29 protein-coding genes are annotated in these 25,422 nt (G+C 68.1%); 12 read left to right on the top strand and 17 right to left on the bottom strand.

What is annotated here, in order from left to right; all coding sequences use genetic code 11:
* Nucleotides 1-66 precede the first annotated feature (66 nt).
* The gene (locus tag ACXMDM_RS07885; protein ID WP_071801285.1) at nucleotides 67-1,602 is read right to left on the bottom strand and encodes a pyridoxal phosphate-dependent decarboxylase family protein; all 1,536 of its coding nucleotides are present in this window, start codon (nucleotides 1,600-1,602) and stop codon (nucleotides 67-69) included.
* A gap of 142 nt (nucleotides 1,603-1,744) precedes the next feature.
* Here ACXMDM_RS07885 and ACXMDM_RS07880 point away from each other — a divergent pair, with 142 nt between their 5' ends.
* Nucleotides 1,745-2,242 (top strand): nucleoside deaminase, encoded by a 498-nt coding sequence (locus ACXMDM_RS07880; RefSeq protein WP_071802235.1) that lies wholly within the window; start codon nucleotides 1,745-1,747, stop codon nucleotides 2,240-2,242.
* Here ACXMDM_RS07880 and ACXMDM_RS07875 read toward each other — a convergent pair.
* Complete coding sequence (locus ACXMDM_RS07875) at nucleotides 2,160-3,368, bottom strand: pyridoxal-phosphate-dependent aminotransferase family protein (protein ID WP_071801284.1); 1,209 nt, start codon at nucleotides 3,366-3,368, stop codon at nucleotides 2,160-2,162. The two genes, ACXMDM_RS07880 and ACXMDM_RS07875, sit on opposite strands and share 83 nt — an antisense overlap.
* Before the next feature lie 82 nt (nucleotides 3,369-3,450).
* Nucleotides 3,451-3,969, bottom strand: coding sequence for a bilin-binding protein (locus ACXMDM_RS07870; RefSeq protein WP_071801283.1), 519 nt, complete (start codon nucleotides 3,967-3,969; stop codon nucleotides 3,451-3,453).
* 197 nt (nucleotides 3,970-4,166) lie between these two features.
* On the opposite strand from ACXMDM_RS07870, the gene glnA reads away from it, so the two are divergent.
* Entirely contained in the window at nucleotides 4,167-5,588 is a 1,422-nt protein-coding gene (gene glnA / locus ACXMDM_RS07865) for a type I glutamate--ammonia ligase (RefSeq protein WP_071801282.1), read from the top strand.
* 105 nt (nucleotides 5,589-5,693) lie between these two features.
* Nucleotides 5,694-6,755 (top strand): class I SAM-dependent methyltransferase, encoded by a 1,062-nt coding sequence (locus ACXMDM_RS07860; protein ID WP_145536689.1) that lies wholly within the window; start codon nucleotides 5,694-5,696, stop codon nucleotides 6,753-6,755.
* 20 nt (nucleotides 6,756-6,775) lie between these two features.
* On the opposite strand, the gene ACXMDM_RS07855 is transcribed toward ACXMDM_RS07860, so the two are convergent.
* On the bottom strand, nucleotides 6,776-7,060 hold the full coding sequence (locus ACXMDM_RS07855; RefSeq protein ID WP_120352785.1) for a hypothetical protein: 285 nt from the start codon (nucleotides 7,058-7,060) through the stop codon (nucleotides 6,776-6,778).
* A 36-nt stretch (nucleotides 7,061-7,096) separates the two neighbouring features.
* Between ACXMDM_RS07855 and ACXMDM_RS07850 the strand changes: the two genes are divergently transcribed.
* Nucleotides 7,097-7,417: a DUF6439 family protein gene (locus ACXMDM_RS07850; RefSeq protein ID WP_233830681.1), complete on the top strand. Its 321-nt coding sequence runs from the start codon at nucleotides 7,097-7,099 to the stop codon at nucleotides 7,415-7,417.
* 25 nt (nucleotides 7,418-7,442) lie between these two features.
* Here the strand turns inward: ACXMDM_RS07850 and ACXMDM_RS07845 are convergent, their stop codons facing one another.
* Nucleotides 7,443-7,859, bottom strand: a complete 417-nt coding sequence (locus ACXMDM_RS07845; protein ID WP_071801279.1) for an ATP-binding protein — start codon at nucleotides 7,857-7,859, stop codon at nucleotides 7,443-7,445.
* Between the two features lie 42 nt (nucleotides 7,860-7,901).
* Nucleotides 7,902-8,624: a GUN4 domain-containing protein gene (locus tag ACXMDM_RS07840; RefSeq protein WP_071802233.1), complete on the bottom strand. Its 723-nt coding sequence runs from the start codon at nucleotides 8,622-8,624 to the stop codon at nucleotides 7,902-7,904.
* A 71-nt stretch (nucleotides 8,625-8,695) separates the two neighbouring features.
* Here ACXMDM_RS07840 and mnmH point away from each other — a divergent pair, with 71 nt between their 5' ends.
* Genes mnmH through ACXMDM_RS07820 form a run of 4 tightly spaced genes read left to right on the top strand, consistent with a single transcriptional unit; the run spans nucleotide 8,696 to nucleotide 12,257 of the window.
* Nucleotides 8,696-9,748: a tRNA 2-selenouridine(34) synthase MnmH gene (gene mnmH, locus ACXMDM_RS07835; protein ID WP_071802232.1), complete on the top strand. Its 1,053-nt coding sequence runs from the start codon at nucleotides 8,696-8,698 to the stop codon at nucleotides 9,746-9,748.
* 24 nt (nucleotides 9,749-9,772) lie between these two features.
* Entirely contained in the window at nucleotides 9,773-10,171 is a 399-nt protein-coding gene (gene psb28, locus ACXMDM_RS07830; RefSeq protein ID WP_071801278.1) for a photosystem II reaction center protein Psb28, read from the top strand.
* Entirely contained in the window at nucleotides 10,168-11,247 is a 1,080-nt protein-coding gene (locus ACXMDM_RS07825) for an AI-2E family transporter (RefSeq protein WP_071801277.1), read from the top strand. The genes psb28 and ACXMDM_RS07825 overlap by 4 nt, the downstream gene beginning before the upstream one ends.
* Nucleotides 11,244-12,257, top strand: coding sequence for an AI-2E family transporter (locus ACXMDM_RS07820; RefSeq protein WP_071801276.1), 1,014 nt, complete (start codon nucleotides 11,244-11,246; stop codon nucleotides 12,255-12,257). Before ACXMDM_RS07825 ends, ACXMDM_RS07820 begins: the two co-directional genes overlap by 4 nt.
* 10 nt (nucleotides 12,258-12,267) lie before the next feature.
* Here ACXMDM_RS07820 and ACXMDM_RS07815 read toward each other — a convergent pair whose 3' ends face one another.
* The 9 genes from ACXMDM_RS07815 to ACXMDM_RS07775 form a co-directional block, all read right to left on the bottom strand.
* Nucleotides 12,268-12,459: a hypothetical protein gene (locus ACXMDM_RS07815; RefSeq protein WP_071801275.1), complete on the bottom strand. Its 192-nt coding sequence runs from the start codon at nucleotides 12,457-12,459 to the stop codon at nucleotides 12,268-12,270.
* Nucleotides 12,456-13,436, bottom strand: a complete 981-nt coding sequence (secF, locus tag ACXMDM_RS07810) for a protein translocase subunit SecF (protein ID WP_071801274.1) — start codon at nucleotides 13,434-13,436, stop codon at nucleotides 12,456-12,458. Before secF ends, ACXMDM_RS07815 begins: the two co-directional genes overlap by 4 nt.
* 15 nt (nucleotides 13,437-13,451) lie before the next feature.
* Complete coding sequence (gene secD / locus ACXMDM_RS07805; RefSeq protein ID WP_071801273.1) at nucleotides 13,452-14,957, bottom strand: protein translocase subunit SecD; 1,506 nt, start codon at nucleotides 14,955-14,957, stop codon at nucleotides 13,452-13,454.
* 1 nt (nucleotide 14,958) lies between these two features.
* A complete protein-coding gene (locus tag ACXMDM_RS07800) occupies nucleotides 14,959-15,942 on the bottom strand; it encodes a pyruvate dehydrogenase complex E1 component subunit beta (RefSeq protein WP_071801272.1) in 984 nt (327 codons plus the stop codon).
* A 170-nt stretch (nucleotides 15,943-16,112) separates the two neighbouring features.
* On the bottom strand, nucleotides 16,113-16,502 hold the full coding sequence (locus tag ACXMDM_RS07795; RefSeq protein WP_083544519.1) for a DUF3082 domain-containing protein: 390 nt from the start codon (nucleotides 16,500-16,502) through the stop codon (nucleotides 16,113-16,115).
* A gap of 2 nt (nucleotides 16,503-16,504) precedes the next feature.
* Nucleotides 16,505-17,479 (bottom strand): 4-(cytidine 5'-diphospho)-2-C-methyl-D-erythritol kinase, encoded by a 975-nt coding sequence (gene ispE / locus ACXMDM_RS07790; protein WP_071801271.1) that lies wholly within the window; start codon nucleotides 17,477-17,479, stop codon nucleotides 16,505-16,507.
* 73 nt (nucleotides 17,480-17,552) lie between these two features.
* Nucleotides 17,553-17,780: a hypothetical protein gene (locus ACXMDM_RS07785; RefSeq protein ID WP_145536686.1), complete on the bottom strand. Its 228-nt coding sequence runs from the start codon at nucleotides 17,778-17,780 to the stop codon at nucleotides 17,553-17,555.
* A gap of 83 nt (nucleotides 17,781-17,863) precedes the next feature.
* On the bottom strand, nucleotides 17,864-18,691 hold the full coding sequence (gene rsmA, locus ACXMDM_RS07780; RefSeq protein ID WP_071801269.1) for a 16S rRNA (adenine(1518)-N(6)/adenine(1519)-N(6))-dimethyltransferase RsmA: 828 nt from the start codon (nucleotides 18,689-18,691) through the stop codon (nucleotides 17,864-17,866).
* 42 nt (nucleotides 18,692-18,733) lie between these two features.
* On the bottom strand, nucleotides 18,734-19,126 hold the full coding sequence (locus ACXMDM_RS07775) for a YraN family protein (protein WP_071801268.1): 393 nt from the start codon (nucleotides 19,124-19,126) through the stop codon (nucleotides 18,734-18,736).
* Between the two features lie 53 nt (nucleotides 19,127-19,179).
* On the opposite strand from ACXMDM_RS07775, the gene ACXMDM_RS07770 reads away from it, so the two are divergent.
* The 4 genes from ACXMDM_RS07770 (at nucleotide 19,180) to ACXMDM_RS07755 (ending at nucleotide 21,922) form a co-directional block, all read left to right on the top strand.
* Nucleotides 19,180-19,662: a pentapeptide repeat-containing protein gene (locus tag ACXMDM_RS07770; protein WP_071801267.1), complete on the top strand. Its 483-nt coding sequence runs from the start codon at nucleotides 19,180-19,182 to the stop codon at nucleotides 19,660-19,662.
* Nucleotides 19,659-20,066 (top strand): hypothetical protein, encoded by a 408-nt coding sequence (locus ACXMDM_RS07765; protein WP_071801266.1) that lies wholly within the window; start codon nucleotides 19,659-19,661, stop codon nucleotides 20,064-20,066. The genes ACXMDM_RS07770 and ACXMDM_RS07765 overlap by 4 nt, the downstream gene beginning before the upstream one ends.
* Nucleotides 20,067-20,174: 108 nt before the next feature.
* A complete protein-coding gene (locus ACXMDM_RS07760) occupies nucleotides 20,175-20,636 on the top strand; it encodes a LexA family protein (protein WP_071801265.1) in 462 nt (153 codons plus the stop codon).
* Between the two features lie 8 nt (nucleotides 20,637-20,644).
* Complete coding sequence (locus tag ACXMDM_RS07755; RefSeq protein WP_071801264.1) at nucleotides 20,645-21,922, top strand: Y-family DNA polymerase; 1,278 nt, start codon at nucleotides 20,645-20,647, stop codon at nucleotides 21,920-21,922.
* Nucleotides 21,923-21,947: 25 nt separating this feature from the next.
* Here the strand turns inward: ACXMDM_RS07755 and ACXMDM_RS07750 are convergent, their stop codons facing one another.
* Nucleotides 21,948-23,270 carry an aromatic ring-hydroxylating dioxygenase subunit alpha gene (locus ACXMDM_RS07750; RefSeq protein ID WP_071801263.1) on the bottom strand — a complete coding sequence of 441 codons (1,323 nt, stop codon included), beginning with the start codon at nucleotides 23,268-23,270 and terminating at the stop codon, nucleotides 21,948-21,950.
* A gap of 38 nt (nucleotides 23,271-23,308) precedes the next feature.
* Nucleotides 23,309-25,411, bottom strand: a complete 2,103-nt coding sequence (gene dnaG, locus ACXMDM_RS07745) for a DNA primase (RefSeq protein ID WP_071801262.1) — start codon at nucleotides 25,409-25,411, stop codon at nucleotides 23,309-23,311.
* Nucleotides 25,412-25,422: the final 11 nt, after the last annotated feature.

The following is a 25,422-nucleotide window of genomic DNA, read 5'->3' as shown; positions in this document are numbered from 1 at the left end:
AGCACCCCGATCAGGATCGAGATCGCTCCGGTCAGGATCGCCACCCAGCGGCCCCTGACATTCGGTTCAACCATGGGAAACCCTCGCGCCGTTGTCGTTTCCAACCGCACCCAGGCTGGCAGCCCCGATGCCGGCGTTCGGAGCGGCGTTCGGAGCGGCGATCGTCGGCAGGGATCGCTTCACCACGGCCACCAGCATCTCCAGTTCAGCCTCTCCAGTGTGGGGATTGCCCAGCACGGCCTTGAGGTGGTGATGGCCGTGATACAGCGGGCGCGAGAGCATCAGCTGCTCCGCCATCAGATCGGCGCGGCACTGGGCCGACCAGCTAGCGCTGGCACTGGCGTCCAAGCCAGCGGGCCGGAAGGCCAGCAGGTGGAGAGGCCCGCTCAGCAGGCTGAGGGCCCCCTGGGGAAGGGCGGTTTCCAGCGCGCTGCGCAGCCGCCGGCGCCGGCCGATCGCCGCTTCGATCAGCCGGTCGATGCCTTCAAGACCCAGCTGGCGCAGCCCAAGCCAGAGCTTGAGAATCTCGGCGCTGCGGCTGCCCTGCAGCCCTGATTCGCCTCCATGGCAGGGGCCCCAGCTCGGCTCCATGTAGGGCAGCCCGGTGGCGAAGGTGGCCGGCAGCAGGCCGGGATCGGCGAGCAACAGCAGCGACGAGGTCTTGGTGATTCCCAGCAGCTTCTGGGGGTTCAAAGTGATCGAATCGGCCAGGCCGATTCCCTCCACCCGCTCGCGGTGCCGCTCGCTCAGCGCCAGCACCCCACCGATCGCCCCATCCACGTGCAGCCAGACCCCGTGCCGGCGGCAGACCGCAGCGATGGCAGTCAGGGGATCGACCGCCCCGCGCACGGTGGTACCGGCGCTGGCCACCACGGCGATCACCGGCCTGCCCCGCCGCTCCAGTTCGATCAGTTCGCGCTCAAGCTGGCCGGGATCGAGCCGGCCCGCCGCGTCCACAGGCAGGCGGCGCAAGGCCTCGGGAGCCAGGCCCATCACCACCAGCGCCTTGTCGATCGACACGTGGAGATCGGCACTGCCGATCACCACGGCCTCACCGCAGGTCTGCAGGCCGCGGCTGTGGCGGGCGGTGACCAGGGCCATCAGGTTGCTGAGGCTGCCGCCGCTGGCCGGGACACCGCTAGCGCCATCGCCCAGGCCGACCCGGCGGGCCAGCCAGCCGCAGAGGCTGCGCTCCAGCCGGCTCAGGGTTGGCGACAGCTCCTCCGCCAGCAGGTTGTTGTTGAGGCCGGCGCAGACCAGATCCGCCACCAGCGAGGAGGTCAGCGGCGGCGGATCGAGGTGGGCCAGGGCACCGGGATGGCCGGGGTTGTAGGAGCCCTCCATCAGCAGCTGCAGATCTGCCAGCAGCCGCTCGCCACTAACGCCAAGCAGCTGCGGCTCCACCTCCGGCAGCAGGCTGAGCCCCGGTAGGGGCGGACGATCAGCCGCCGTTCCCAACCAGCGGCAGAGGTGGTGGGCGGCCTCCTGCAGGAAGGCTTCCAGGCCGGGATCGAACGCACCGGGCGAGGCGAAGGGAAGGGGGTCCAGCACCCGACCTAAATCAGGCGTCACAGCCAAGGGCAGGGCGGATTGGGATTTCATTCTGCTGGTCGGCGCGGCAGGAATCCTGGCCGAAGCGAGAGCGCACTCTGGCGAAATGCCAGCCTGAACGGGCCCGTGCACCGGCGTGCTCCAGACCGTGCTCACTCCCACTCAATTCGGCACGGGATGGCGGCAGCTCTGGATGGAGCGACTGCTGCGGCTGGCGGCGCTGGCCGGTGAACGGGGCGAGATCCCGGTGGCGGCGGCGGTGCTCGATGGCAGCAGCCGTTGCCTGGGCTGGGGAACCAACCAACGCCAGACCCGCCAGGACCCGCTCGGGCACGCCGAACTGGTGGCCCTGCGCCAGGCGGCCCTGCTGCGCGGCGACTGGCGCTTCAACGGCTGCACCCTGCTGGTGACCCTGGAGCCTTGCCCGATGTGCGCCGGCGCCCTGATCCAGGCCCGCATGGGAACCGTGCTGTTTGCCGCGGCCGACCCCAAACGTGGGGGGCTCGGCGGCTGCCTCAACCTGGCGACAGACCCCAGCGCCCACCACACCATGGCGGTGCAGGGCGGGCTGCTCGGCGCTGAAGCCGCCACGCTGCTGGAAGGCTGGTTCAGGCGGCGGCGACGGCAACAGCGCCTTGATCGCTCGGCTGGGAGGAGCGAAAACCGGGCAACTCCGTTTCCAGCAGATTGAGCAGCAGATCCACGTTCTCGGCGCGGCTGTTGTAACCCATCAGGCCGATGCGCCAGACCTTGCCGGCCAGGGTGCCCAGGCCGCCACCCACCTCGATGCCGTGGCGGTTGAGCAGGTGAAGGCTGAAGGCCTTGCCGTCGATGCCTTCAGGGATGCGCACCGTGGTGAGCGTGGGCAGGCGCAGGGGCTCGGGAACATGCAACTCCAGCCCCAGCCGCTCAAGCCCTGCCCAGAGCCGCTCGGCATTCTGACGATGGCGGGCCCAGGCGTTCTCCAGGCCCTCTTCCGCCAGCAGACGCAGGGCTTCGCGCATGCCGAAGTTCATGTTGACCGGCGCCGTGTGGTGATAGACCCGGTTACTGCCCCAGTATTGGTTGAGCAGGGAGACATCGAGGTACCAGTTGGGCACCTTGCCCTGGCGCTCCGCCAGCTTGGCCTCGGCGCGGGGCCCCATGCTGAAGGGTCCGAGGCCGGGGGGGCAACTGAGGCCTTTCTGGCTGCAGCTGTAGGCCAGGTCGACGCCCCAGGCATCGAGATACACCGGCACAGCGCCGAGCGAGGTGACGGTGTCGAGCAGCAGCAGGCAGTTGTGGCGACGGCAGAGCTCGCCGATGCCCTCCATCGGCTGGCAGACGCCCGTGGAGGTTTCGGCATGGACGATGGCCAGGATCTTCGGCTGGTGGCGCAGCAGCGCCGCTTCGATTTCCGCCAGGGTGAAGGCCTCCCCCCAGGGCCGCTCGATGGTGTGAACCTCGGCCCGGTAGCGCTGGGCCATGTCCACCAGGCGCAGACCGAAGTAGCCCTTGACGGCAACAAGAACGCTGTCGCCAGGTTCAACGGTGTTGGCCAGGGTGGCCTCCATCGCCGCACTGCCGGTGCCACTCATCGGAATGGTGAGGCGGTTGTCGGTCTGCCAGGCGTAGCGCAGCAGCTCCTGCACCTCGCCCATCAGCTCGATGTAGAGCGGATCGAGGTGACCGATCGGGCTGCGCGCCAGGGCGGCCAGCACGGTGGGATGGGCATTGGAAGGGCCTGGACCCAGCAGCAGCCGTTCCGGGGTGGCGATCGGTCCGACCGAGAGGCGATGACGGTCGCTGACGGGGGCGGAGGGGGACTGGGAGACCAAGGCCAGCGGCGCGAATGGAAGAGAAGTTGAAGACTACCCAGCCAGGCAAGGGCGGATGGGCGGCATTCAGCCGTTGCAGGCCCTAGCGAGCCCGAACGTTGACCACGGCAAGACCGCGGGCCATGTGGTTGAAGGGGATGCGCGCGAGATCGGCATCGCCGAGGCCCTCCTCGGCCAGCCGCTCGCTGACCACATCGGCGAGCAGGGAGATGCTGCGCACGGTGGGGCCGGTGGGCACACCCAGGCTCTTGTAGGTGTCGTCTAGGCCGTTGAGCACCCGTTCATCGAGGATGGTGGGGTCCCCGGCCACCAGCGCGTAGCTGGCGTAGCGCAGGAAGTAGTCCATGTCGCGCAGGCAAGCGGACAGCCGGCGGGTGGTGTAGGCGTTGCCGCCGGGCAGCAACAGCTCGGGATCCTGGGCGAACAGCCGCTGGCTGGCTTCGCGGACGATTTCGGCGGCCTCACGGTTGATCATCTCGGCGGCCGCCAGGCGCGCCTGAGCCTCGGAGAAATAGCCGGAGATCCGCTCGATCGCATCGCGATCGAAGTAGCGCCCCAGCTGGTCATACCGACCAATCAGGCCGGTAATGGCGTCGCGCATGACAGGGAGATCGATAGACCTTGCACGGAAACTAGCATCTGGGATTGCCCAGAACCCTGTCCAGCCATGGGATTTCAAGAACCTGACAGAAAGGGTTACGCAGCCCCTTCGGCCTGATTTCCCCGGATTGACGCCCCCCGTCCGGTGGTCTTCACAATGACCGCAGGCCAACACCCCCGCTCGCCCCTTCCCCTGCCATGCCCAGCTCCAGCAGCGACGTTCTTGCCCAGGTGCGGGAGGGAGGGATCGAGCTGATCGATCTCAAATTCAGCGATCTGCACGGCAAGTGGCAGCACCTCACCATTGCCCCTGACCTGCTGGATGCCGCCAGCTTCACGGCCGGCATCGCCTTCGATGGCTCTTCGATCCGGGGCTGGAAGTCGATCCACGAATCTGATATGGCGATGGTGCCGGATCCAGCGACGGCCTGGATCGATCCCTTCTGCCGGCACCGCACCCTCAGCCTGATCTGCTCCATCCAGGACCCGCGCACCGGCGAGCCCTATGGGCGCTGCCCCCGTTCGATCGCCCGCAAGGCCCTGGCCTGCCTGGATGCAACCGGCCTGGCTGATACGGCCTTCTTCGGCCCGGAGCCGGAATTCTTTTTGTTCGACGACGTCCGTTACGACTCCAGCGCCAGTGGCTGCTTCTACAGCGTGGATTCAATCGAAGCGGGCTGGAACTCAGGCCGACTCGAGGAAGGCGGCAACCTGGCCAACAAAATCCTCAGCAAGGAGGGTTATTTCCCGGTCGCTCCCAACGACACCTTCCAGGACATCCGCAGTGAAATGCTGCTGACCATGGCCCAGCTGGGGCTGCCGATCGAAAAGCACCACCATGAGGTGGGCGCCGCCGGCCAGCAGGAACTGGGTTTTCGCTTCGCCGAGCTGATCACAGCGGCCGACAACGTCCAGACCTACAAATACGTGGTGCGCAACGTGGCCAGAAAATATGGCCGCACCGCCACCTTCATGCCCAAGCCGGTGTTCGGCGACAACGGCAGCGGCATGCACGTGCACCAAAGCCTCTGGAAGGGCGGCCAACCGCTGTTCTTCGGCGAAGGGACCTACGCCAACCTCTCCCAGACAGCCCGCTGGTACATCGGCGGGCTGCTGAAGCATGCCCCCTCCTTTCTGGCCTTCACCAACCCCGCCACCAACAGCTACAAGCGCCTGGTGCCGGGCTTCGAAGCGCCGGTGAACCTGGTGTATTCCCAGGGCAACCGCTCCGCCGCCGTGCGCATCCCGCTGAGCGGCAGCCAACCGGCGGCAAAACGCCTCGAATTCCGCAGCGGTGATGCCCTGGCCAATCCCTACCTGGCCTTCAGCGCCCTGCTGCTGGCCGGCCTCGACGGCATTCGCCAGCAGATCGACCCGGGCGAGGCCATCGACCAGGATCTGTTTGAGCTCACAGCCGAGCAGCGGGCCGGGATTCCCACCGTGCCGGTTTCACTTGAAGCGGCCCTGGAGGCTCTCTCGGCCGATAACGCCTACTTGCTCGATGGCGGTGTGTTCGAGGCCTCCTTCCTGGAGCACTGGATCGCACTTAAATCAGAAGAGGTCCAGGAGCTGCGCCAGCGGCCCCACCCCCACGAATTCAGGCTCTACTACGACGCCTAGCCCCCTACAACGTCTCGCCTTCTAGAAAGTCTGACCCTCGCGGCACCGGTTGCGATCCGTTGGAATGGATGACGCCCATTCAGGTTCAGGCCTCCGATCCAGCCGATGTCCGATCCGGTCAGCAAATTCGCCTACCAGGCGCTGCAGCAGGGCAAAAGCCTGGTGGGCCTGGCCCATAAGGAAGCCAGCAGCCAGCTGCTGCAGTTGATGGCGCCCCAGAGCGTTCCCCAGACAATTCCACTGCCACCGGGCCTGCTCGACCAGTTCCGCAGCTCGATGGAGCGGCTGCTGGAGGTCGACTGGCAGGACGCCGAGCGCGGCATCTACCCCTCCTCCCTGCTCTTTGATGCCCCCTGGCTTGACTGGGCGACCCGCTACCCGCTGGTCTGGCTGGATCTGCCCAACATCTGGAACCGCCGCAGCCAGCGCGATGTGCGCGACCTGCCCGAGACGATCGATCCTGCTGACTTCCCCAGTTACTACCTCCAGAACTTCCACCATCAGACCGACGGCTACCTGAGCGATCGCTCCGCCGCCCTCTACGACCTGCAGGTGGAAATCCTGTTCAACGGCACGGCCGATCCGATGCGCCGCCGTCTGCTGGCGCCGTTGCAGCGGGGTCTGCGCGCCTTCAGCGGCCGCAGCCCCGGCCAGTTGCGGGTGCTGGATGTGGCCACCGGCACCGGCCGTACCCTGCGCCAGCTGCGCGCCGCCCTGCCTGGTGTTCAGCTGGTGGGCCTGGATCTCTCCACCGCCTACCTGCGCGAGGCGAACCGCTGCCTGTCCCAGCTGCCCGATGAACTGCCCCAACTGGTGCAGGGCAATGCCGAGACCATGCCCTTCGCCGACGGCAGCTTCCAGGCGGTGAGCTGCATTTTCCTGCTGCACGAGCTGCCCGGCGAGGCCCGCCAGAACGTGATAGACGAATGTTTCCGCGTGCTCGAACCCGGCGGCACCCTGGTGCTGGCCGATTCGGTGCAGATGGCCGACTCCCCTGACTTCATGCCGGCGATGGAGAACTTCCGGCGGATGTTCCACGAGCCCTACTACCGCGATTACATCGGTGATCGGATCGAGGGGCGGCTCGAGCAGGCCGGCTTCGGGGCCATTCGCGCCGAAACCCACTTCATGACCCGGGTCTGGAGAGCGAGCAAAGCCGCCGCCTGATCGGCCAGCGGCCCAGGATTTCAGCGACCGAGCAGCCACCAGGCCAGCAGCATGCCGCCGCCGCCCCAACGCAGGGCTTTCCAGAAGGCCTGCCCCTCGCGCAAACCGCTGCGAAGCGGCTGAGGCAGGGGATCCAGCAACCGCTGGCCCAGCTCCAGACGTTGACGCAGTCGGCGGGCCGCACTGCTGGTGTCGCGAGGCCCGAGCCTTTCGCCACGGGCCACCACCGCCAGCAGGGACGCGAGGCTGTGCAACCAGCCATCGGGACGGTTGAGCCGGGTTCGGGTGCGCAAACCATGGGGCATGGCGCCAGGATGGATCCCCTTGCCCCCCCGCGTCCAGTGACGCTCCTCCCTGAAACCTCCCCTCCAGCCGTCGCCCCAGCCAACCGGCCCTGGCCCGAGGGCAGCCGGGAGCTGGCCGAGGAGCTGCACAGGCTGCTGGCGATCGAGGAGCGCGATTGGCATGCGCTCAAAGCTCAGAAACCGCGCCGTGGCGCCGAGCAGATCGCGGCGGCCTTGGTGCAACTGCTCAGCGCCGACAGCTCCCCTAACCGACTGGCCGGTGACGGGCAGGCGCGGAGCATCGCCCTGCTTGAACATGGTCTGGCCTGGCTGAAGGGGGATCTCAAGGACCCGGGCTGCCCCAGCCACGGCCGTTGAGACCAGCCGTTAAAACCCGCTGTTGTTAACGGCGGCGCTGGCAGGCGAGCTGCAAGCGGTTGCCACGGCCGCTCCAGCGCACATCATCAAAACAGTGGTGAATCAGGAAAAAACCCCGGCCGCAACAGGCTTCCGGGCTGGCTGGAAGGTCGGCGCAGCGGCGATCAAGCGGAACGCCGAGGCCTTCATCCTGGATCTGCCAGATGATCCAACGGGGCGAGAGGATCCGGCGAATGCGCAGGCATTTGTTGGGGTCGTTGCCATTGCCATGGCGCACGGCATTCACCAGGGCCTCCTGCAGGCCCAGATGCAGATCCGCCAGATTCGCTGACTTGGCCATGGGCTCCAGCAGCAACTCCAGCAGGGGGCCGAGCTGGAGGGTGGAGGGAATGATGAAATCGGTCCAGCGAACTGGTGGGGGGGTGATCAAACGCCGGGGCATTCACTGCTTTGATCACTGAAGTTGAACCTAACAACTCAGGCTTCAACTGGGTTGGCGCTGTTGCAAACCTGGATGGCAGAGCAACGCATCGATCAGGCGCACCCCGCGCAGCTGGTTGATCAGCGGCATGTGGCCTTCAGGGGCCTGCAGCGACCAGGTGAACCCGGAGGGATAGCGGGTCCAGGTGCCGCCGGTTTTCCAGCCCAGCTTCGGCCAGAGCAGGGGCCAGCGCCCGCCGACGCTGCGCAACAGGCGTGCCTGCACCGAAAAACCGAAGCGTCCCAGCGAATAACAGACCCAGAGCCGGTCGAGGCTGACCAGATCGACCGCACTGATCGCCGGCACTTCGCTGAAATAGACATAGCCCCGCTGCTCCGCAGCTGGGCCGGCGAGGCGGCGGAGCAGGGCACTGGTGAGTCGATCGGCTTCCTCGAAGCGTTGCTGGATCAGGGCGCTTTGCAGGGGCTCGTAATCGATGCCCTCGGCACTCGGCACCTCCAGCCAGCCCTGGGGATAGCGGGAGAGGAATGCCGCTGCCAGGCTGTCGTTATCGCGCAGCAACAGCTGGATCAGGGCGCCAGCGGCCCAGTCGTCGCCGGTGGCATCGAGACCACCAAGGCCATCAAGCAGCAGCGGTCGCACCTCCCCAGCTCGCCCTTCGAGCTGGGGCAGAAGGCTGCGGCGCTGCCTGTTGGAGCCGGCCAAAAACCGCTCCAACAACTGTTCGGCACTGACAGTGCTGGTGGCGGAGGGTCCTGAGATCATGACGTTCAGCCGGCTGGATCGGGGCTGGCGCTGGCCCACTATGTCAGGGCAGGACGGTCCGGGGTCGGGTGGTGGCGGAGCGGCTGGCGATCGAGCCCTTCCTGGCCGCGGCCGGCCCCATCGTTGATGCCCGCAGCCCCGCCGAGTACGCCCGTGGCCACATCCCCGGCGCCCACAACCTGCCCCTGTTCAGCGACGATGAGCGGGCCGAGATCGGCACGCTCTACAAGCAACGGGGTCGTCAGCAGGCCGTGATGCTGGGACTGGCCCGGGTGGGTCCGCGCCTGGCCGACCTGGGCGAAAGCCTAAGGGCCCTCCAGGCCGGTGCCGCGGGCGAGGCCGGAACGGGCGCTGCGTTGCGCCTCCATTGCTGGCGCGGTGGCCTGCGTTCAGCGAGCCTCGCCTGGCTGGCCGAGACCATCGACCTGCCGGTTCTGCTCCTGGAAGGGGGCTACAAGGTGTATCGCCACTGGGTGCTGGCCCAATTCGAGCAAGCCTGGCCCTTGCGGCTGCTGGGCGGACGCACCGGCACCGGCAAGACCGACCTGCTGCTGGAGTTGGAGCGCCGCGGCGTCGGCGTGGTGGATCTCGAGGGCCTGGCCCATCACCGTGGCAGCAGCTTCGGCGGCCTCGGCCTGCCGCCCCAGCCGAGCACCGAACACTTCGAAAATCGCCTGGCCGCCAGGCTCGTTGGCCTCGTGGCTGCCGGCCCAATCTGGCTTGAGGCCGAGAGTGTTCAGGTGGGTCGCTGCCGGATCCCCGCCGGCCTCTGGCGGCAGATGCAGGCAGCACCGCGGCTGGAGCTGCGCCGCCCCCTCGACGAGCGCGTGCGGCGGCTCGTGGCGGTGTACGGCAGCCAGAACGGCGCCGCCCTGGCCGAGGCCACGACCCGGATCGCCCGGCGGCTGGGACCGGAGCGGACCCGGTTGGCCCTGGAGGCGATTGCGGCGGAGGACTGGGCCGCCGCCTGCCGCCAGATGCTGGACTATTACGACCGTTGTTACGATCACGAAGCCGCCAAACAACAGGCTATGGCTGGCGAGTCGCTGGATCTGATGACGCTTTGCGAACCTGAGGCCGCCGAGCTGTTGCTGCAGAAGGGCCAGATCAGTGGCGCTGCTTAGGATCAGCCTTTGCTGCCACCTCCGATGACTGCGATTCAGTTCTTTCGTGGCGTGGATGAGCCCGTTGTTCCCGATATCCGCCTGACCCGCTCCCGCGATGGACGGACCGGCCAGGCCCTGTTTGTCTTCGAGGAACCCGAGGCCCTGGCACCGGAGGCGATGGGTGACATCACCGGCATGTTCCTGCTCGATGAGGAAGGCGAACTGGTGACCCGCGAGGTCAATGCACGGTTCGTGAACGGCAAAGCCAGCGCCATCGAAGCCACCTTCACCTGGAAAACCGAAGACGATTTCGCTCGGTTCATGCGCTTCGCCGATCGCTACGCGGCCGGCCACGGCCTCGGCTTCGCCGGGCAAGAGGAATCAGCCGGCGAATCAGCCACCGAGGCGCCCGCAGAGGAGGCGGAGCAAGAAGGGGCTTGAAATTCGGCAACTGGTTGGGACTGGCCGGCACGATTGCCGCCATCGCCTTGCTCTGGAGCCTGCGCGATGTGGTGGTCCAGGTGTTCGCCGCCATCATCCTGGCGATGGCGATCTGCACCCTGGTGGGCTTCGTGGGCCAGCAGTTGCGCTGCAGCCGCCAGATCGCCCTGCTGCTCAGCCTGAGTGGCCTGCTGGTGCTGCTGGTGCTGGCTGTCACCGTATTGATCCCCCCCTTCGCCGCCCAGTTCGGTGAGTTGATCACCAAGGTGCCGGCAGCGGCGGCGCTGTTGCTTGAGATGGGCCGCGGGGCGCTCAGGCATGGCGCCCAGATGCTTTACGGCAGTCAGAACGCCGCCTTGGATCTGAGCTGGCTGCAGCAGCTGCTGCCGGGCAGCAGTGAGGGCACCGCCGCCCTGGCCAGCGGCTTGGGTGGCGGCCTGAGCCGCCTGCTGGGCCTGGCCGGCAACCTCGGCGGTGGCCTGATCCAGCTCTTGTTCGTGGTGGCGGTGAGCCTGATGGTGGCCGTGCAGCCCACGGCCTACCGGGATGTGGCTGTGCTGCTGGTTCCGTCGTTCTATCGGCGCCGCTTCAGGCGGGTGCTCGATCTCTGCGGCTCTGCCCTCAGCAACTGGATGGTGGGCGTGCTGATCAGTTCCTGCTGCGTGGCTCTGCTCTCAGGCATCGGCCTGATGCTGCTGGGGGTGAAGCTGGTGGTGGCCAATGCCCTGCTGGCCGGTCTGCTCAACGTCATTCCCAACGTCGGGCCCACCTTGAGCACGGTGTTTCCGATCTCCGTGGCCCTGCTCGATGCCCCATGGAAGGCCCTGGCGGTGCTGGGGCTCTACATCGTGATCCAGCATCTCGAGAGCTACGTGATCACCCCCTCGGTGATGCAGCACCAGCTCAAGCTTCTCCCCGGCCTGACCCTCTCGGCCCAGTTCCTGTTCACGGTGTTGTTCGGACCCCTGGGTCTGCTGCTGGCCCTGCCCCTGGCGGTCTGCCTGCAGGTGGTGGTCCGGGAGGTGCTGATCCATGACGTGCTCGATCCCTGGAAACGGCAGCGGTTGAGCGCATGAACAGCCGCGCCCTGCTGGGGGTGATGGCCTTGGTGGTGCTGGGGCTGCTGCTCTGGGAACTGCGCTGGGTGCTACTGATTCTGTTCGGGGCCGTGGTGCTGGCCGTGGCCCTCGATGTGCCGGTGACGCTGCTGCGCCGCCGGCTGCCCCTCAACCGGCCCGCCGCCCTCGCCCTGGTGCTGACGGTGCTGGGCCTGATCGGCTGGAAGGTGTCGGAACTGCTGCTTCCCGAACTGGTGCAGCAGGCCAATGAGTTCACCCAGCTGGTGCCCGTGCTGCTGCAGCGGCTGGGCGAGCTGGCCGGCCAGTTCCGTGGCCTGCAGAACCTGGAGCAGCTGTTGCTCGATCCGGGCCGCTGGGAGCGGCTCCAGCCCCTGGGCTCCCAGTTGCTCGGCGTGGCCGGCAGCACGGCGAACACGACGGTCCAGATGGTGCTGATGGGTCTGCTGGCCCTGCTGCTGGCCCTCGATCCCCGCAGCCATCAGCAGTTGTTGATCGCCGCTTGCCCCCGCTTCTGCCGGCCTGACCTGCAGCGGCTGCTGCATGACTGCCGCCAGGCCGTGGGCGGCTGGCTTGGCGGCATGACGATCTCCGCCCTGGTGGTGTTCGCCCTCACCTGGGCCGGTCTGGCGTTGTTGCAGCTGCCCCTGGCCCTGCTCAGCGGCCTGGTCTGCGGCCTGCTCACCTTCGTTCCCACCATTGGCCCCACAGCCGCCACCCTGTTGCCGCTGGCGGTGGCCCTGCTGATTTCACCGGCCAAGCTGGTGCAGGTGCTGATCCTGCGGCTGCTGCTACAGAACTTCGAAGCGTTCGTGCTCACCCCACTGCTACTGCGCCGCACCGTCAACCTGCTGCCAACGGTGGCCCTGATGGCCCAGCTCAGTCTCGGAGCCCTGCTCGGCTTGCCCGGCGTGCTGCTGGCCCTGCCGCTGACCGTGGTGCTGCAGGTGATCTGCCAGCGGGTGCTGGTGGAGCAGGTGATGGATCGCTGGAGCCAGCCCGGCGGCTAGGGATTAGGGATCACCTAGGAAGCGCGTGGCGGCGCCAGAGTGCCGGAGCCAGCAGCAGCACCGCGATGGCCAGGGGATGCTGACCCATGGCCGCACCCAGGCTCGTCCAGGTGAAGTGATCGCCAAGCAGGCGCAACTCCAGGCGCAGATCCCAAAACGCCAGGGCCACAAGCAGAACGGGGATGAGGGGCCTGGGCCTCATCCGGGGCTCCGCTCGGGCACCGCTGGGCCGCCGCTGATCACCGCGAGCAGGGTGGGAGCAATGGCGATGCTCGACCAGCTGCCCACGCTGATGCCCACCGACAGGGCGATCGCGAACCAGAACAGGGTGCTGCCACCGAAGAAAATCAGGGCGAGCAAGGGCAACAGGGTGGTGAGCGTGGTGTAGGCCGAGCGGGTGAGAGTGACGGCGACGGCATCATCCACCTGGTCCTCGACCGAGAGCGCCGCCAGGTCGCGCTGACGTTCACGGATCCGGTCGAAGACCACCACGGTGTCGTTGACCGAGTAGCCGGCCACCGTCAGCAGGGCGACGGCGAAGAGGCTGTCGACCTGCAGGCCACTGAGCAGTCCCAGCCAGGCGAACAGACCGGTGGTGATCAGCACGTCGTGGGCGAGGCAGAGCAGGGCCAGAAAGGCGTAGAGGCGGCTGTAGCGAAAGCTGATGTAGAGGGCGATGCCGGTGAAGCTGACCAGCAACGAGGCGATGCTGGCGTTGAGCAGTTGCCGGCCCAGGCTGGGGCCGATCGTGTTCACCTCGGTGCCGCTGGTCTGGAGGGGACCGAGCACGCCGCCGAGGCCGTCGATCAGGGCCTGGGTCTGGGCCGGAGAGAGCACCGGCAGGCGCAGCACCACCGTGCGGTTCTCATCGAGCAGCTGGATGGCGGCGGAATCCAGGTTGGGCGAGCGGACGGAGTCCTCAGCCGGCAGGCTCAGTTCCCTGAGCGCCTGGGCCAGCTGATCGGGCTCGATCGTGCTGCAGGCGGCTTCGCAGCTGCGCTGCAACTGGATCTGGGTGCCGCCGGTGAAGTCAAGGCCAGGACGCAAGGGCGCCCCGATCGCCGGGTTGAGCCAGGAGAGCGTCAGACCCAGCAGGCTGAGCAGGCACAACCCGGAGGACACCGACCAGGCGAGGCGGCGATAGCGGTTGATGCGAAACAAGGGGCCAGTCAGCGCCATTGGGGGAAGGAACGGTCAGGCCGGAAGCTGGCCAGCGGGTACGAAGTAGGTCGGGCGCCTGAGCGAGGGGTAGGTCATCAGCAGCCGCAACAGGGAGCGGGTCACCGTGAGGGCGGTGAACAGGCTGAGCAGCACGCCGATCGCCAGGGTGACGGCAAACCCTTTGACCAGGCCGGTGCCGAGACCGAACAGGGCCGCGCAACTGATCAAGGTGGTGAGGTGGCCGTCGAGAATCGAACTGAAGGCCAGGGAGAAACCGGTGTCGATCGAGCGGATCAAGGTGTTGCCCCGCCGTAGCTCCTCCTTCACCCGCTCAAAGATCAGCACGTTGGCATCCACCGCCATGCCCACACTCAAGATGAAACCGGCGATCCCCGGCAGGGTGAGCGTGACCGGGATCAGCGCGTAGATCGCCAGGTTGAACAGGGCGTAGAGGGCGAGCGCGATCACCGCCACCACACCTGGCAGCCGGAAGACCACCACCATGAACACCGCCACCATGGCCAGGCCGGAGAGGGCCGCGATCAGGCTGCGGCGCACGTTCTCAGCCCCGAGGGTGGGCCCGACGGTGCGGACCTCGATGATCCGGACCGGCAGGGGAAGCGAGCCTCCCCGCAGCTGCACTTCGAGGTCGCGGGCCTCTTCGGCGCTGAAGTTGCCGGTGATGCTGGCCGCTCCGCCGGCGATGCCGGCAGCAGCAAATTCCTGGCCGACGCTGGCCTCGCTGATCGAGCGACCGTCCAGCACGATGCCCAGCAGGCGGCCACTGCCGGCAATGGTCTGGGTGAGTCGGGCGAAGGCTTCACCGCCCTGCTGGTTGAAGCCCAGGGTGACGTCCCAGCCGGGGCCATTGGTGCGTTGCTGGCGGCCGGCGGTAACCAGATCCTTGCCGGTGAGGGCCGCCGGTTCATAGAGAGCCACGACCCGGCGGTTCACCTCATCGAGCAGGACCGTGAGTTGCTCGGCCTCACTGGCTCCTTCGGGGACGCTCACCCCGAGGCTGGTCAGGGCGGCACCGAGCTCTTCGCTGGGAAAGGCGGGAGCCGGTGGAGGCTCCTGTCCCGGCGGAGAAGCCGGGGCTGGATCCTGGCGGCCTCGGCCCTCGAGGCGCGCCAGAACCGCCTCGGCCTGGCGCTTGAGCGGTAGCAGCCCCTGCATCTCCTGCTCGGTGCCTGGCCGCTGGGCACGGAATTCCAGCAGAGCGGTGCTGCCGAGAACCTTGGCGGCCCGGGTGGGGTCCTGCTCACCGGGGAGTTGCAGCAGCAGCTGGTCGTCTCCGACGGTCTGGAGGGTGGATTCGGCCACACCCAGTCCGTTGACCCGCCGGTCGAGCACCAGCTGCACGGCTTCGAGCTGCTCCCGTTCCACCCGGGTGATGGCGCCGGCCGGCATCACCTGCAAGGTGAGCTGGCTGCCGCCGCGCAGGTCGAGGCCCAGTTGGAGCGGGAAGGAGGCCAGCACCGCAGCAGCGGCAATGGCCAGGGCCAGGATCAGGGCGAACCACCCCTGTGGGCGTGCCATCTCAGAAAACGCCGGTCTTGAGCTGGGTGGCGGCCTTAACGATCTGATGGGGCTGGATAATCGTCAAATTCTCCAAGGCGCCGTTGTAGGGGGTAGGGATGTCCTGGCTGGAGAGCCGCAGGGGCTTGGCATCGAGATCATCGAAACAGTGCTCGGTGATCAGGGCGATCAGCTCAGCACCGATGCCGCCGGTTTTCATACATTCCTCCACCACCATCACCTTGTGGGTCTTGCGGATCGAGCGCGTGATCGTCTCGAGATCGAATGGCTTGAGGCTGATCAGGTCGATCAGCTCCACATCGACGCCCTCGGCTTCGAGCTGCTGGACGGCCTTGAGGCAGTGGTGACGCATGCGCGAGTAGGTGAGGATCGTGACGTCGCGGCCTTCGCGCACCACCTCCGCCTGGTCGAGGGCGCAGATGTAATCACCCTCGGGCAGTTCCTCGCTGAGGTTGTAGAGCAGCACATGCTCGAAGAAGAGCACGGGGTTGTTGTCGCGGATGGCGGCCTTCATCAGCCCCTTGGCGTTGGTGGGGGTGCTCACCGCCACGATTTTGATGCCGGGCACGGCGTGGAAATAGGCCTCCAGGCGCTGGCTGTGCTCCGCCCCGAGCTGGCGGCCCACGCCGCCGGGGCCTCGCACCACCGTGGGGATCGTGTAGTTGCCGCCGCTGGTGTAGCGCAGCATCCCCATGTTGTTGGAGATCTGGTTGAAGGCGAGCAACAGGAAGCCCATGTTCATGCCTTCCACGATCGGCCGCAGGCCGGTCATGGCGGCGCCGACGGCCATGCCGGTGAAGCTGTTCTCGGCGATCGGGGTGTCGAGCACCCGCCACTGGCCGTATTTCTCGTAGAGGTCCTTGGTGACTTTGTAGGAACCGCCGTACTCGCCGACGTCCTCGCCGAACACACAGACGGTGTCATCACGCGCCATCTCCTCGTCGATGGCATCGCGCAGGGCGTTGAAGAGGAGCGTCTCAGCCACGGGGAGGGTGCGGACCCGGCGATTGCCGGTGGAGCGGCCAACTTATCTCAGGCCAGTAGCACCGGCGCCGGGAGCCGTTCAGCCCCCGGCCGCAAAGGTGGCGAGCAGCAGAACCGACAGCAGCATCCCCGGCGAGAGCAGCAGCGCGAGCAGACCGAGGTCGTGGGGGGTCATGCGGATCCTGAGCGTTGCTCTTCTGTGGACCTTAGGGAAGCCTCCTGCCGACCAGCCGGCGTGAAGCTGCGAATGAACACCGCCAAAAGTCCGAGGCCGACAAAGGCAAAGGTGAAGGTGGCCAGGAAGCTCATCCCCACCACCAGGGTTTTCATCGCCGTGGCGATGCTCTGGGCAAAGGGCTTGCTGAACTGGGGCGGATGCAGGGCGTAATAAACCACGACCCGCTGGCTGAGCTGCAATGACACCCAGGCCAACAGGCCACTGGTGAGCGCTCCGGAGAGAAAGCTGAGCGGCCCCTTGCGCGGTCGGTTTTTGACCTCGCCGCTCTCTGCGGGCTCAGCCAGGCTTTCTGGGGTAGCTGGGGAGGGGCGTGAATCGCTCATCGTCAGGCGGCGTCGCGATCAAGGCGGACTCCCATGCTGCTGCAGCGGCAACACCAGCTTTCGAACCCCTCGGCCTGGAGTGCTCCGGCCAGCTGGGCCCGGGCCGCTTCGGCCGCCGCTGGATCCGCAAACAGGGCAAAGAGACTGGGCCCCGAGCCGCTCATCGCCACCCCCAGCGCGCCATCGGCCTGGCGCAGCAGGGCCAGGCCCTGGCGCACGCTGGCCTGCTCCGGCTCCACCACCGACTGCAGATCGTTGCGCAGGGGCGGCAATGGTCGCTCCCCGGCCAGGGCGGCCAGCAAGGGACCCTGGCGCAGGCTCTGGCGGCGTTCTTCGAAATCCAGCTCGCGCTCCAGGTAGAAGTCGCCGCGCAGTTCGCGGCAACGGCCATAGGCCCAGGGGGTGGAGACGCTCGCCGTGGGGTCCTTGATCAGCAGCACACTCCAGTTGAACAGGGCCGAGTTGGGCACAGCGGAGTTGGGCAGGTCCGCAGAGCTGAAGGGCTCCAGTCGCTCGCCCCGCCCGAAGCAGAGCTGGGTGCCGCCAGCCAGACAGAAGGGCACATCGGAGCCGAGTTCCTGCGCCAGGGCCTGCAGGTCGTCGCCAGTCAGCGCCAGATCCCATAACTGGTTCAGGCCCAGCAGGGTGGCGGCGGCATCGCTGGAGCCCCCCGCCAGGCCGGCGCCCACCGGAATGCGCTTGACCAGGGCCAGATCGGCCCCCAGCTCGGGCCGTTGCACCCGGCGGCGCAGGGCTTCGGCGGCCCGCAGGATCAGGTTGCTGCCATCCGTCGGCAGGGCGGGCTGGTCGCAGACCAGGTGGAGCAGCCCATCTGTGCGGGCGCTCAGGGCCAACTCATCGGCCAGATCCAGGCTCTGCATCACCATCGCCAGCTCGTGGAAACCGTCGGGCCGCAGGCCGAGCACTTCCAGGTGCAGGTTGATCTTGGCCGGGGCCTGAACGTGCAGATCGGCCATCGGTGGCGCGCGGGCTGGGGCGGGTATCGCCCGATTCAAGCCCGCCGGCCCCGGCGTCAGTCAAGCGATGGGCTCAGCCGCGCCAGGTGGGCAGTCCGCCGTCCAGCAACCGCCCCCGGTTACGCCAGAGGGCGTTCGGCGTGACAGTGACGCCCTGCGCCGCTGCCAGCTCAGCCGCCTCCTGGGGGGAATGGGCATGGGCCAGGGCCTCCGCGAAGCGGGGGTCGGCGCCGGCCAGCTCCCGGACCTGCTTGAGGGCCATCACCCCCTGGCCAGGGGCGCTGTTGGTTCGTGTCGTCATGGGATCTCTCCCTTGTGATCTCAACCTAGGAACGGTGATCTCGGAGCCCATGAGCACAACCACCTGTTGTCCTGGCGCCGGCGTCAGTGAGGAGATGGGCCAGGGCCTCCATCAGCCAGCTGGCGGGCCAGGGCCACCCAGCGCTCCGGGGCCAGGTCCTGGGGACGCAGCTGCAGATCAATGCCCGCCTCCAGCGCCACGGCCAGCAGCTCCTCGGGCGGCAGCAGGCCGGCCAGGCTGTTGCGCAGCATCTTGCGGCGGCTGGTGAAGCAACGCCGCAGCAGCCTGTCCACCGCGGCGGCGAGGCCTGGATCGAGCCGTTGCGCCGGCGGCAGCGGCTCGATCACGATCACCTCCGAGTGCACCTTCGGTGGCGGTTGAAAGCAGCGGGGCGGCACCGGACAGACCGTGCGGCAATGGGCCAGCAGCTGCATCCGCACGCTCAGGGCACTGAAGGCGCTGCTGCCCGGCCGGGCCCGGATGCGCTGGCCCACCTCCTGCTGCACCAGCAGCACCAGCCGCTGGTAGGGAACGGCGATGGGCTTCTCGAGGCGACCGACCAGACGCTCCAGCAGCGGGCCGGTGATGTTGTACGGAATGTTGGCCACCACCTTGGTGGCGGCGGGCAGGGGCACCGCCAGCGCGTCGCCCTCGAGCAGGCTGAAACGGGGATCAACGCCAAAGCGCTGGGCCAGGCCCACCACCAAGTCGCGGTCGAGCTCCACCGCCTGCACCAGCGCCGCCGGTGAGGCCAGCAACTGTTCGGTCAGGGCGCCGCGGCCGGGCCCCACCTCCAGCACCGACTCGCCCGGCTGCAGGTCGGCGGCGGCCACGATGCGTCGCAGCACGGCCGCATCGTTAAGCCAGTGCTGGCCGAAGCGCTTGCGGGCTCGGTGGGCCGCGAAGGTCATGGCAGCGGGCGGGGCAACACCTCCAGAGTGCCGCCTGGTCGCTCACGACCATTGATCCAGCCGCAACCAGCGCACCGCTCCGCGCGCCGGTGGCAGGGGCACCAGGGCGAACACCACTTCGAGGGTCTCGGTGTCGCGCTGTGGATGGGCCGCCAGCCAGCAGGCCCAGGCGCGGGCCAGCCGGGCTCGCTTGCGCGGACCCAGGGCCGCCACACCCCAGCCGTCGGCACCGCAACGCCGCCGGCCCTTGACCTCCACCAGCAGCAGGCGTCCCGGCTTGGCGACCACCAGATCGAGTTCACCCCAGCGACAGGGCCAGCGCCGCGCCAACAGCTGCCAGCCGCGGCTGCGCAACAGGCGCAGGGCGCGCTGCTCGGCCCACTGGCCCGGAATCCGCCGCCGATTCTTCGACTGTTGCGGCGTGAGCGCTCCCATGGAATGGTCTGACCTCTTCTTTCTAGAGTTCCCTTCTCTGTCTCACCGTTGCCATGGCCGCCTTGCTGGGTTCGTTGGTCCTGGGCCTGTTGCTGCTAGTGGGCTGGCCGCTGGCCCCCGCTGACGCGGCGATGGATTACGCCAAACAGGTGCTGATCGGCGCCGATTTCCACGACAGCGACCTGAACGGGGTGACCTTCAACCTCACCAACCTGCGCGAGGCCAATCTCTCCGGCTCTGACCTGCGCGGCGCCAGCCTGTTCGGCGCCAAGTTGCAGGACGCCAACCTGCGCGGCGCCGACCTGCGCCAGGCCACGCTCGATTCGGCGGTGCTGGAAGGCACCGACCTGCGCGATGCCGTGCTGGAAGATGCCTTCGCCTTCAACACCAAGTTCGATCAAGTGGCGATCGACGGCGCCGACTTCACCAACGTGCCCTTGCGGGCCGATGTGCTCAAGAAGCTCTGCGCCAGCGCCACCGGCACCAATCCCGTCACCGGCCGCGTCACCCGCGACACGCTGGACTGCCCTGAATGAGCTTCGATTCGCGCAGCCTGGAGCGCCTCCAGCAACTGGGCCGGCAGTTGCCCCAACCGCTGCCGGCGCCGCCCGCCAAGGCCAAACCAACCGGCCGCGCGGCCGCGCGGCTCCACCCGATCGAATCCGAGCAGGATCCCGATCAGCTGTTCCGTGAGCTGATCCGGGCCAGCCCCGATGGCACGGTGCCCCCCCACCTGCTGCAGCGCCTGCAGGAACTGGAGGGCAACCGCCAGGAGCAGCAGCGCCGCGAACGGGGCGTGGCCCCTGCAGCCGGCCCGGCAGGCCCAGCGGCGACCACCAAGCGGCAGGGACCGCTGCGCAGCCTGCGGGCGGCCAGCGGCGAGCAACAGGAGCTGTACAGCGAATTCCATCAGCTGCTGCTTGAAGGCGACGATGACTGAAGGGGACAAGGACTGAAGGGGGCAAGGACTGATCCGCCCGCAGCGACCACAGCTCGATAAGCGAATAGTACAAACGCACTAAGGTTGGGAGCCCGCCTCTGCCTGCCCATGTCGGTTGAGCCCCGCCCCGACTCCGCTGCTGACCCGCTGGAGCTGCTCGGCCCGCTGCGGCCCGCTCGCCGCGGCCTGGCGCTGCCCCTGGCGGTGGAGTCGGTGGCGGCTGGTTTTCCCTCGCCGGCCGACGACTATGTGGAGGTGGGCATCGACCTCAACGAGCAGCTGATCCGCCACCCCAGCAGCACCTTCTTCCTGCGCGTCAGCGGTGACTCGATGACCGGCGCCGGCATCCACCACGGCGATCTGCTGATCGTCGATCGCAGCGTCGAGCCCCGCCCGGGCCGGATCGTGGTGGCGGTGCTGGAGGGGGCCTTCACGCTCAAGCGCCTGGCGCTGCACCGGGGCCGGTTGCGGCTGGAGGCCGCCCACCCGGCCTATCCGCCACTGGAGCTCAGCGATGCCGACGACCTCCGCCTCTGGGGCGTGGCCATCCACGCCATCCACCCGCTCTGAGCGCGCCGATGACCTGGGCCACCGTGCTGATCGACGGCAACAACTTCTATGCCTCCTGCGAGGCGGCGCTCGATCCCTCCTTGATCGGCCGGCCGCTGGTGGTGCTCTCCAACAACGACGGCTGCATCGTGGCCAGAAGCGCCGAAGCCCGCGCCCTGGGCATCGCCATGGGCACGCCCTACTTCCAGGTGCGCCGCGAACTCGAACGTCTCGGCGTGGTGGTGCGCAGCTCCAACTACGCCCTCTACGCCGACATGAGCCAGCGGCTGATGGCCACCCTCGAACCCTGGGTGGAGGAGCTGGAGGTCTATTCGATCGACGAGGCCTTCGGCCGCCTGCACCGGGCGGCCAGTAGCGATCTCAGCGCCTGGGGCCTGGCCCTGCGCCGGCAGGTGCGGCGCCACCTGGGGCTGCCGGTGGCGGTGGGCATTGCCCCCTCCAAGGTGCTCGCCAAGCTGGCCAACAAGCTGGCCAAGCAGGATCCCTGCCATGGCGGCGTGTTCGATCTCGGAGCCGTGGCCGATCCCGACCCCTGGCTGGCCGCCGTGGCGATCGAAGACGTCTGGGGCATCGGCCGCAAGCTCTCGCGCTGGTGCCGCCTGCGCGGCGTGGCCAATGCGCTGCAGCTGCGCGAGCTGGCCAGCGGTGAGCTGCGGGCCAAGGCCGGTGTGGTGGGGTTGCGCCTGCAGCAGGAATTGCGCGGCCGCAGCTGCCTGCCGCTGGTGGCGGTGCCGCCCGCCAAGCAGGAAACCTGCGTCAGCCGCAGCTTCAGCGAACCGATCCGCGAGCTGCCCCAGTTGCGTGAGGCGATCGCCACCTACATCAGCCGCGCCGCCGAGAAGCTGCGCCGCCAGCACCAGCGCAGCGACACGATCACGGTGTTCGTGCGCAGCAGCCCGTTCAACGGCACCAGTTTTTACAGCAAGGCCGCCACCGTCACCCTGCCGCTGGCCAGCAACGACACGGCCGTGCTGCTCGCCGCCGCCCTGCCCCTGGCCGAACGGTTGCTGCGGCCCCACAAACCACTGCAGAAGGCGGGTGTGCTGCTGCAGAACCTGCAGCCCGAGGAGCGGCTGCAGCACCACCTGTTTGCCCCCCTGCCGCCCGACCAGCAGCGTCGCCGCGAGGCCTTGATGGCCACGGTCGATGGGCTCAATCGCCGCTATGGCCGTGGCACCGTCCAGTGGGCCTCCTGTGGCCTGCGGCCGGCCTGGGCGATGAAGCGGGAGCGCCTCTCCCGCGCCGCCACCACCCGGCTGGATGACATCCCGGTGGTGCAGGCCTGAACGGGCGCCAAAGGCGCGGCCGTCGTCAGGAGCGATTACGCGGCGGCACCGGCTGACCCGAGCGCAACTGACTCCGCCAGCGGTTGGTTTGCCAGTACAGCGCCGCCGCCGCGGCAGCCAGCAGCAGCGCGACGGCCGCCGCCAGCGAGGCACCCCACCAGGCCGCCGCCGCCAGGGCCAGCAGCACCAGGCCAGCGAGCAGGGGCTGCAGCTGCTTCAGGCGCCGATCAGCGCCGCGGCAGCTGCGGCAGTGGCGGGTATGGCTGTCGTAGCGCTCCAGCAGGGGCCCTTCCCCTAAGCGCCCGGGCAGGGCTTCGGCATCGAACGGCTGGCCGCCACCGCGACCGACCCAGTCGTGCAGGGCGCGCACATAGAGATCGGAGCTGGTGGCCAGGTGGCAGGCCTGGGCGAGGGCCGCGCTGCCGCCGCGGGCCCGCAACGCCCGCTCCTGCCAGTGCAGGAAGGCCTGGTCGTCTTCGAGCACCACATGGTTGGAGAGGTGCTGCAACCACTCGGGCCGCAGCTTCAACAGCCGGCGGGGCAGGGCCGACTTAAAGCGGAACGGGAAGCGGGCAAACAGGCGGCATTCACCCGGCCGGATCGGGGTGGCGTACACCACCGTGAGGATGCGGGCAAAGCCCTTGGCGGTGAGGTCGTGCCACATCAACGACGGCGCCAGGAAGGTGGTGTATTGGCTGCCGAGCGTGCCGCGACGGGGCCCCTCAGGCCAGAGGCCGGTGAAGCCTTCCGGCCCGCTGCTGGTCAGTTGCAGGTTCACGGGGCCGGCGGTGTCGCGCTTGCCGACGGTGGCGTGGTGGGTGAAGGGCACATGACTGACATCGAGCACGTTCTCCAGCAGGGTCAGGGCGTCGTAGGGGAGATCGCGGAAGGTGTCCTGCACGCTCCAGAGCTCCGGCTCCTCCTCCAGCACGGGCAGCAGCGGCAGGGGACTGGCGGCGGCTTCGGCTGGATCACCGGCAAAAACGAAAAGCATCCCCTGAGCCGCGACGGTGGCGTAGGCGTGGCAGCGGCTGCGCGGCGTGTCGATCGTGGCGCCGGCATCGGCCTGGGGGATGGCGGTGCAGTGGCCGGCGCCATCAAAACTCCAGCCGTGATATGGGCACTCCAGCTCACCGCGTTCGTTCAGCCGCCCCTGGGAGAGGGGCACGAGCCGGTGGGGACAGAGATCGGCAAAAGCGCGCCACTGGCTGGCGGGCTGGTCGTACCAGAGCACCAGGTCATCGCCGAGCAGGGTGAAGGGGGTGGGGCGGCCGGGCTCAAGGTCTTTGAGGTAGGCGACCGGGTACCAGCTGCGGCGCCAGGGGGTGGTCTCGCTGGCAGGGGGCATCGATGGAAGCGGGAATGGTGTGGCCGATGCTGGCAGGCTCAGGCCACCGCCACGAGCGTTTCAGCCAGGCCGGCGCAGCGCTGCTGGTCGAGGTGGCCGATGTGTTTGCGCTCGTTGTAATAGAGCTCCTGAAAACGCAGGGCGTCTTTGTTGAGATCGGCGAACAGGTTGTCGATGCGGGTTTCCATGTTGATGGAGACAGGCGTGACGACCTGGGTGGAACTGGCCTCTGCTGCCGCAACCTCCGTTCGCTCCTCCTCCAGCAGCAGGGCAATGCAGCGCTCGAGCGTTTCCAGCCGCTGACCGCTCCAGGCATCGAGCAGGTGGCGGCAACGCTTGAGGCAACGCTGGCGCTCCAGCACGGCTGTGGTTCCACGCAACTGCAGCAGCGGGGCGGAGAGGGTCATGGTCTGGAGTTCGGTGGGCTCCAGCAGGGGGGTGAGGCGATCGAGCAACTCGCTCTGCTCCACCAGCAACTGATCGGCGAGGAGCCGGGGCAGATCGAGATCGGCGAGGTCATCGCCGGGGTCGTCGCCGCGGTTGATGGCTTCAAGCCGGCCGGCACCGAGGTTGTCCTCTTCCCGTTCGCTGATCGCTGCCCAGAGCAGGCGATGGTGCTGAAGGGCGAAATCGTCGAGTTCGCGCAGGCGCAGCTCACGCCGAATGGCGCCGCGGTGGCGGGCGGCGTGCAGATAGAGCCGCAACAGCTCAGCCTCGGCCCGCTCGCGCAGGCTGCCATCGCCGGGCTTCTCCCAGCGCGCCGAGCGGCCATGCCAGCGCTCGCCCTTCACCTGCAGGCGCAGGTCTTCCTCGAGTTTCTGGGCGAGGCGGGCCTGACCGCCGGAGAGACGTTCGGCCACCTGCTGGAGGTAGTGGCTGCGCACGGCGCTCTGGGGCAGCTTGCCCAGCAGTGCCACCAGGGCCGAAACGGCCTGCTGGAACTGGTCGGAGCGGGCCAGATCCTTGCCTTCCAGCGCCTGCTCGATCTGCCAGTCCAGCCAGAGCGGCGCTTGCTCCAGCAGGGCGCGGTATTCACCGGCGCCGTGTTCCTTGAGGAAGTCGTCGGGGTCTTTGCCGGCGGGCAGGTGCAGCACCCGCAATTCGAGCTGGCCCTGCAGGGCCAGCTGCTCCACCTCGCCGATCGCCCGCTGGGCGGCACGCACGCCGGCGCCATCGGTGTCGAAATTGAGCACGAGCCGGCGGCTTTCGCAGCAGCGGCAGAGCTGGGTGATCTGCTGGCTGCTCAGGGCCGTGCCGAGCGAGGCCACCGCATTGGTGAGGCCGGCGGCGTGGAGGGCGATCACATCGAAGTAGCCCTCCACCACCACCGCCTGGTCGTCCTTGCGGATGGCGGAGGTGGCGCGATCCAGGCCGAAGAGGTGCTTGCCCTTCTCGAACACCTCGGTTTCCGGGGAGTTGAGGTATTTGGGTTCACCGCCATCGAGGCTGCGCCCGCCGAAGCCGATCACCCGGCCCTGGCGGTCGTGGATCGGCACCATCACCCGATGCCGGAAGCGGTCGTAGACGCCTTCGCCGCCCTTGCGTGAGACCACCAGGCCGGCGGCTTCGAGCAGCTCGGGCGAGAGGCCTTCCACCTGGGTGAGATGGCCGAGCAGGCCGTCCCAGCGATCGGGGGCGTAGCCGATCTCGAAGCTCTCGAGGGTGCTTTCGCTGAGGCCGCGCTGGTCTTTGAGGTAGGCGAGGGCTGGGGCGCCGGCGGGGCTGCGCAGCTGGCTGCGAAACCAACCGGCGGCCAGGGCGAGGGCACGCAGCAGGGCCTCGCGATGGGAGAGCTGGCGGCGCAGGCGCTCCTGCTGGGGCCCATCAACGGTTTCGACCGGCAGCTGGTATTTGCGGGCCAGCTCCAGCACCACCTCGCTGAAGCTGAGGCGCTGGTGTTCCATCAGGAACTTGATGGCGTTGCCACCGGCGCCACAGGAGAAGCAGTAGTAGAACTGCTTGGCCGGTGACACCGTCATCGACGGCGATTTGTCGTCGTGGAAGGGGCAGATCCCCACGAATTCCCGGCCCTTCTTCTTGAGCACCACGTGCTCGCCGACCACATCAACAATGTCCGCGCGCTCCTTGACGGCCTCGATCGTGCGGGGGTGGAGGCGAGGTTGGAGCGTCGGCTGGCTCAAGGGATGGAGGC

This window comes from Synechococcus sp. CS-603, from assembly GCF_977929215.1.
Note: the sequence above shows the minus strand (reverse complement) of the source record. Positions and strands in the feature narration are given on the sequence as shown.

What these genes read in the sequence shown, in the direction of transcription:
- ACXMDM_RS07775 (WP_071801268.1), bottom strand. Translation starts at nt 19,126, where the DNA reads ATGGGAGCGCTCACGCCGCAACAGTCGAAGAATCGGCGGCGGATTCCG.
- ACXMDM_RS07750 (WP_071801263.1), bottom strand. Translation starts at nt 23,270, where the DNA reads ATGCCCCCTGCCAGCGAGACCACCCCCTGGCGCCGCAGCTGGTACCCG.
- secF (WP_071801274.1), bottom strand. Translation starts at nt 13,436, where the DNA reads ATGGCGCTGACTGGCCCCTTGTTTCGCATCAACCGCTATCGCCGCCTC.
- ACXMDM_RS07870 (WP_071801283.1), bottom strand. Translation starts at nt 3,969, where the DNA reads ATGCGCGACGCCATTACCGGCCTGATTGGTCGGTATGACCAGCTGGGG.
- ACXMDM_RS07880 (WP_071802235.1), top strand. Translation starts at nt 1,745, where the DNA reads ATGGAGCGACTGCTGCGGCTGGCGGCGCTGGCCGGTGAACGGGGCGAG.
- ACXMDM_RS07760 (WP_071801265.1), top strand. Translation starts at nt 20,175, where the DNA reads ATGTCGGTTGAGCCCCGCCCCGACTCCGCTGCTGACCCGCTGGAGCTG.
- secD (WP_071801273.1), bottom strand. Translation starts at nt 14,957, where the DNA reads ATGGCACGCCCACAGGGGTGGTTCGCCCTGATCCTGGCCCTGGCCATT.
- ACXMDM_RS07860 (WP_145536689.1), top strand. Translation starts at nt 5,694, where the DNA reads ATGTCCGATCCGGTCAGCAAATTCGCCTACCAGGCGCTGCAGCAGGGC.
- psb28 (WP_071801278.1), top strand. Translation starts at nt 9,773, where the DNA reads ATGACTGCGATTCAGTTCTTTCGTGGCGTGGATGAGCCCGTTGTTCCC.
- rsmA (WP_071801269.1), bottom strand. Translation starts at nt 18,691, where the DNA reads ATGACCTTCGCGGCCCACCGAGCCCGCAAGCGCTTCGGCCAGCACTGG.
- ACXMDM_RS07855 (WP_120352785.1), bottom strand. Translation starts at nt 7,060, where the DNA reads ATGCCCCATGGTTTGCGCACCCGAACCCGGCTCAACCGTCCCGATGGC.
- ACXMDM_RS07795 (WP_083544519.1), bottom strand. Translation starts at nt 16,502, where the DNA reads ATGAGCGATTCACGCCCCTCCCCAGCTACCCCAGAAAGCCTGGCTGAG.
- ACXMDM_RS07885 (WP_071801285.1), bottom strand. Translation starts at nt 1,602, where the DNA reads ATGAAATCCCAATCCGCCCTGCCCTTGGCTGTGACGCCTGATTTAGGT.
- ACXMDM_RS07820 (WP_071801276.1), top strand. Translation starts at nt 11,244, where the DNA reads ATGAACAGCCGCGCCCTGCTGGGGGTGATGGCCTTGGTGGTGCTGGGG.
- ACXMDM_RS07765 (WP_071801266.1), top strand. Translation starts at nt 19,659, where the DNA reads ATGAGCTTCGATTCGCGCAGCCTGGAGCGCCTCCAGCAACTGGGCCGG.
- ACXMDM_RS07840 (WP_071802233.1), bottom strand. Translation starts at nt 8,624, where the DNA reads ATGATCTCAGGACCCTCCGCCACCAGCACTGTCAGTGCCGAACAGTTG.
- ACXMDM_RS07785 (WP_145536686.1), bottom strand. Translation starts at nt 17,780, where the DNA reads ATGACGACACGAACCAACAGCGCCCCTGGCCAGGGGGTGATGGCCCTC.
- ACXMDM_RS07845 (WP_071801279.1), bottom strand. Translation starts at nt 7,859, where the DNA reads ATGCCCCGGCGTTTGATCACCCCCCCACCAGTTCGCTGGACCGATTTC.
- ACXMDM_RS07755 (WP_071801264.1), top strand. Translation starts at nt 20,645, where the DNA reads ATGACCTGGGCCACCGTGCTGATCGACGGCAACAACTTCTATGCCTCC.
- ACXMDM_RS07815 (WP_071801275.1), bottom strand. Translation starts at nt 12,459, where the DNA reads ATGAGGCCCAGGCCCCTCATCCCCGTTCTGCTTGTGGCCCTGGCGTTT.
- ACXMDM_RS07770 (WP_071801267.1), top strand. Translation starts at nt 19,180, where the DNA reads ATGGCCGCCTTGCTGGGTTCGTTGGTCCTGGGCCTGTTGCTGCTAGTG.
- ispE (WP_071801271.1), bottom strand. Translation starts at nt 17,479, where the DNA reads ATGGCCGATCTGCACGTTCAGGCCCCGGCCAAGATCAACCTGCACCTG.
- glnA (WP_071801282.1), top strand. Translation starts at nt 4,167, where the DNA reads ATGCCCAGCTCCAGCAGCGACGTTCTTGCCCAGGTGCGGGAGGGAGGG.